At 65.0% G+C, this 4,090-nt stretch carries 5 protein-coding genes and 1 pseudogene; all 6 read left to right on the top strand.

All coding sequences use genetic code 11. The features are described from left to right. The first annotated feature begins 17 nt into the window (after window positions 1-17). The 6 genes and pseudogenes from NW75_RS26745 (at window position 18) to NW75_RS16065 (ending at window position 3,900) form a co-directional block, all read left to right on the top strand. Window positions 18-179 carry a TraB/GumN family protein gene (locus tag NW75_RS26745; protein WP_269430343.1) on the top strand — a complete coding sequence of 54 codons (162 nt, stop codon included), beginning with the start codon at window positions 18-20 and terminating at the stop codon, window positions 177-179. Between the two features lie 243 nt (window positions 180-422). Continuing rightward, window positions 423-1,067 (top strand): 50S ribosomal protein L25/general stress protein Ctc, encoded by a 645-nt coding sequence (locus NW75_RS16085; RefSeq protein WP_033966177.1) that lies wholly within the window; start codon window positions 423-425, stop codon window positions 1,065-1,067. A gap of 122 nt (window positions 1,068-1,189) precedes the next feature. After that, window positions 1,190-1,765: an aminoacyl-tRNA hydrolase gene (gene pth / locus NW75_RS16080; protein WP_033966176.1), complete on the top strand. Its 576-nt coding sequence runs from the start codon at window positions 1,190-1,192 to the stop codon at window positions 1,763-1,765. Next, window positions 1,762-2,367 (top strand): TIGR02466 family protein, encoded by a 606-nt coding sequence (locus tag NW75_RS16075; RefSeq protein WP_010403813.1) that lies wholly within the window; start codon window positions 1,762-1,764, stop codon window positions 2,365-2,367. The genes pth and NW75_RS16075 overlap by 4 nt, the downstream gene beginning before the upstream one ends. 81 nt (window positions 2,368-2,448) lie before the next feature. After that, window positions 2,449-3,550 (top strand): annotated as a pseudogene (gene ychF, locus NW75_RS16070) (redox-regulated ATPase YchF). Between the two features lie 38 nt (window positions 3,551-3,588). Further along, on the top strand, window positions 3,589-3,900 hold the full coding sequence (locus tag NW75_RS16065) for a hypothetical protein (RefSeq protein WP_171010583.1): 312 nt from the start codon (window positions 3,589-3,591) through the stop codon (window positions 3,898-3,900). The last annotated feature ends 190 nt before the right edge of the window (window positions 3,901-4,090 follow it).

Genomic DNA, 4,090 nt, shown 5'->3' with positions numbered 1-4,090 from the left:
GCGATCTTGGCAAGGCGCTGCTCGCCGACCGCAACGCGCGCTGGGCGAGCGTGATCGTGCGGCGGATGGCGCGGCCGGGGCGCGTGTTCGTGGCCGTCGGCGCCGGGCATCTGGTCGGGCCGGGATCGGTGGTGGAATTGCTGCGCAAGCGCGGGCTGAAGGTCGAGCGGGTGGAGTAAATCCTTCTGCCGTTGGGAGAAGGTGGCGCGTAGCGCCGGATGGGGGTGACTTGGGCGAACGCGCGCCTCATCTCACTCTTCCCACGCCTTCGGCGCGGGCCCCTTCCCTCTCCCGGTGGGAGAGGGAGATGCTATCCAGCATATTGCGCTTTACCCCGCCCTCCCCTATAGCGCCGCGCTTCGGTCAGGGTCATCCCTGGAGGCCTGGCCGGAGACCACACACACGCATATCGGAGTAATGCAATGAGCGACCAATTGGAGCTCGCAGCCGAGACGCGCGAACAGGTTGGCAAGGGAGCCTCCCGTTTGCTTCGTCGCGAAGGCCGCGTCCCCGCCGTGATCTACGGCAACAAGCAAGATCCCGAGTCGATCCACGTCGAGGAAAAGGCGCTGATGCGTCTCCTGATGACGGGTCACTTCATGAATTCGGTCGTCATGATCGAGGTCGGTGGCAAGAAGGTTCGCACCCTGCCGAAGGACGTGTCGTTCGACGCCGTCACCGAGCGTCCGGTCCATGCCGACTTCCTGCGCATCGGCGCGCACACCACCGTGCATGTCAACGTGCCTGTCGTGTTCACCGATGAAGACGAAGCCCCCGGCATCAAGACCGGCAAGGGCGTGCTCAACATCATCCAGCACGAGCTGGAACTGGTATGCGACGCAGCCGAGATCCCGGACGACATCACCATCTCGCTGGCTGGCCGCGAGATCGGCGATTCGATCCACATCTCGAACGTGACGCTGCCCAAGGGCGTGACCCCGGCGATCACCGACCGCGACTTCACCATCGCGACGATCGTCCCGCCGACGGTGCCGACGGTTGCCGACGAAGAAGCGGACGCAGCTGTTGCTGAGGCGCAGGCCGCCGAGAGCGACACCGCCGAGTAATGGAGGACAAAGCCCTCTCCCCGCTGGCGGGGAGAGGGTTGGGAGAGGGGCTGAACCGGGCACAAGCGCGCGTAACGGCCCCTATCCCCTACCCTCTCCCCGGAGGGGAGAGGGAGTCTTGAATGCAAATCTGGGTCGGCCTGGGCAATCCCGGCGCGCAATATGCGCTCAACCGCCATAATGTCGGCTTCATGGCGGTGGATATCATCGCCGAACTGCACGGCTTCGGCCCCGTCAAAAAGGCGTTTCAGGGCTGGACGCAGGAGGGCCGGATCGGCTCCGAGAAAATCCTGCTGCTCAAACCCGCGACCTTCATGAACGAGAGCGGCCGCAGCGTCGGCGAAGCGATGCGCTTCTACAAGCTCGATACCGGCGACGTCACCGTCTTCCATGACGACCTCGACCTCGACCCGTTCCGCGTGAAAGTGAAGACCGGCGGCGGCACTGCCGGGCATAACGGCTTGCGCTCGACCGAGGCGCATATCGGCAACGCCTTTCGCCGCGTGCGCATCGGCATCGGCCACCCCGGCCACAAAGACAAAGTCAGTCCCTATGTGCTCGGCAATTATGCCAAGGCCGAGATGGAGCCGCTGGCCGATCTGCTCGGCGCGATCGGGGCGGAGGCCCCGTGGCTGGCCAAGGGCGATGATGGCCGTTTCATGAGCGATGTCGCGCTGCGACTGGGAGAGACGAAATGACCGTGCGCACGCTGTTCGCGACGCCGTTCTACGAAGGCAAGTTGAAGAACGCCGCTCTGGTCGCCGATCTCGACCGCTCGTGCCAGGCGCTGGCCGAGGATGACCGCGCCGGGCGCGCCTGGTCCAAGGCGCATGGCTATCGCGGCTACACCTCCTACGCCTCGCTCAACGATTTGCCGATGCGCGACCCGGCCTTTGCCGATCTGGTCAAGCTGCTCAACAAGCATGTCGCCAAGTTCGCCGAAGACTGCGCGTTCGACCTGAACGACCGCAAATTGAAACTCGACAGCTTGTGGGTGAACGTCCTGAAACCAGGCGGGATGCATTCGGGGCATGTCCACCCGCACAGCGTGATTTCGGGCACGGTCTATATCGTCGTGCCGGAGGGCGCGGGTGCGCTCAAACTGGAAGACCCGCGTCTGCCGATGATGATGGCGGCACCGACGCGACGCGACGACGCGCCCGAAATGCTGAAACCCTTCGTCTATGTCGAGCCGCAGGCGGGCAGCGTGTTCCTGTGGGAAAGCTGGCTGCGCCACGAAGTCGCGCCCGGCACCGCCAAAAGCGAGCGGGTGAGCGTCAGCTTCAACTATCGCTGGTAGGCTTCCCGCGCCGTCTCTGGCATTCCGGTGCCGGACGCCGTATCGGCGGCGCATCACACATATCGTGCTTCAAGGATCATCATGGGTTTTCGCTGTGGAATCGTCGGGCTGCCCAATGTCGGCAAGTCCACCCTGTTCAATGCGCTGACGCAGACTGCGGCGGCGCAGGCGGCGAACTATCCGTTCTGCACGATCGAGCCGAACGTCGGCAACGTCGCGGTGCCCGACCCCCGGCTCGACAAGCTCGCCGCGGTCGCGGGATCGCAGAAGATCATCGAAACGCAATTGGGCTTTGTCGACATTGCCGGGCTGGTGCGCGGCGCCTCCAAGGGCGAGGGCCTCGGCAACCAGTTCCTCGGCAACATCCGCGAAGTCGATGCGATCGTGCATGTGCTGCGCTGCTTCGAGGATGACGACGTCACCCATGTCGAGGGCAAGGTCGACCCGATCGCCGATGCCGAGACGGTCGAAACCGAATTGATGCTGTCCGATCTGGAGAGCCTCGAAAAGCGCGTCCCCAAATTTGCTGAAAAAGGCGACGCAGGGCGACAAGGAGGCCAAGGTCGCCGCCTCGGTGCTGGGCCAGGCGCTCGACCTGCTGCGCGAAGGCAAGCCCGCGCGGCTGACCGTACCCAAGGATGAAGACGAAGCCCGCGCCTTCAAACAGGCGCAATTGCTGACCGCCAAGCCGGTGCTCTATGTCTGCAATGTCGAGGAAGCGAGTGCCGCCAACGGCAATGCGCAATCGGCGCGCGTGTTCGAGAAGGCCAAGGCCGAGGGGGCCGAAGCCGTCGTCGTCTCCGCCGCGATCGAGGCCGAGATCGCCACGATGGAGCCGGAAGAGCGCGGTGAATTTCTCGCCGAACTGGGCCTGACCGAAACCGGCCTGTCGCGCGTGATCGTCGCCGGGTATCGGCTGCTCAAGCTGCTGACCTTCTTCACCGTCGGCCCCAAGGAAGCACGCGCCTGGACCGTCCATGCCGGGGCTAAGGCCCCGCAGGCAGCGGGCGAGATCCACACCGATTTCGAGCGCGGTTTCATCCGCGCCGAGACGATTGCCTATGACGATTATGTCGCGCTCGGCGGCGAAACCGGTGCGCGCGATGCCGGCAAGCTGCGCCAGGAGGGCAAAGAGTATGTCGTCCATGACGGCGACGTGCTGAATTTCCGCTTCAACGTCTAATCTTGTCGGCGGGCGACGCGCGGCCTAGGGTTTCCGCGATGTTCGCCCGCCTGATCCTTGCGCTGCTGCTGGCAGCCTTTGCCATCCCGGCGATAGCGCATGGGCAGTCGTGCCATGAAATGCCAATCGCCGCGCCGATGGCGCATGGCGCGCACCACATGCCGCGTCAGGACGATCAGGCGACCGTGCCGCATATCTGCATCGGCTGCATTCCCCCGGCCAGCCTCGCCGCGCGCGGGGTGGATCAACCCGGCGTGAAGGCGGCCGTGCCGCGCCGCATCGTCGCGACCGCGTTTGATCCGGGCACGGCCACACCACCGATCGTCCCTCCTCCGCGCCGGACCGTGTGATCCGGCGGGCCATCGCGCCCGCCCGCATGCTTTCCCCGTTGAGGATTTTCCGATGACCCGATCGATGTTGATCGCGGGCTGCGCGCTGTCCGCGCTGCTGCCCGCGCCTGCTTTTGCGCAAATGATGCCCGGCATGAAGATGGACATGCCGATGCCCGCCAAGCCCAAGCCCAAGGCGAAAACCCAAGCC

This window comes from Sphingomonas sp. Ant H11 (assembly GCF_000797515.1).
Taxonomy (GTDB): Bacteria; Pseudomonadota; Alphaproteobacteria; order Sphingomonadales; family Sphingomonadaceae; genus Sphingomonas.
Note: the sequence above shows the minus strand (reverse complement) of the source record. Positions and strands in the feature narration are given on the sequence as shown.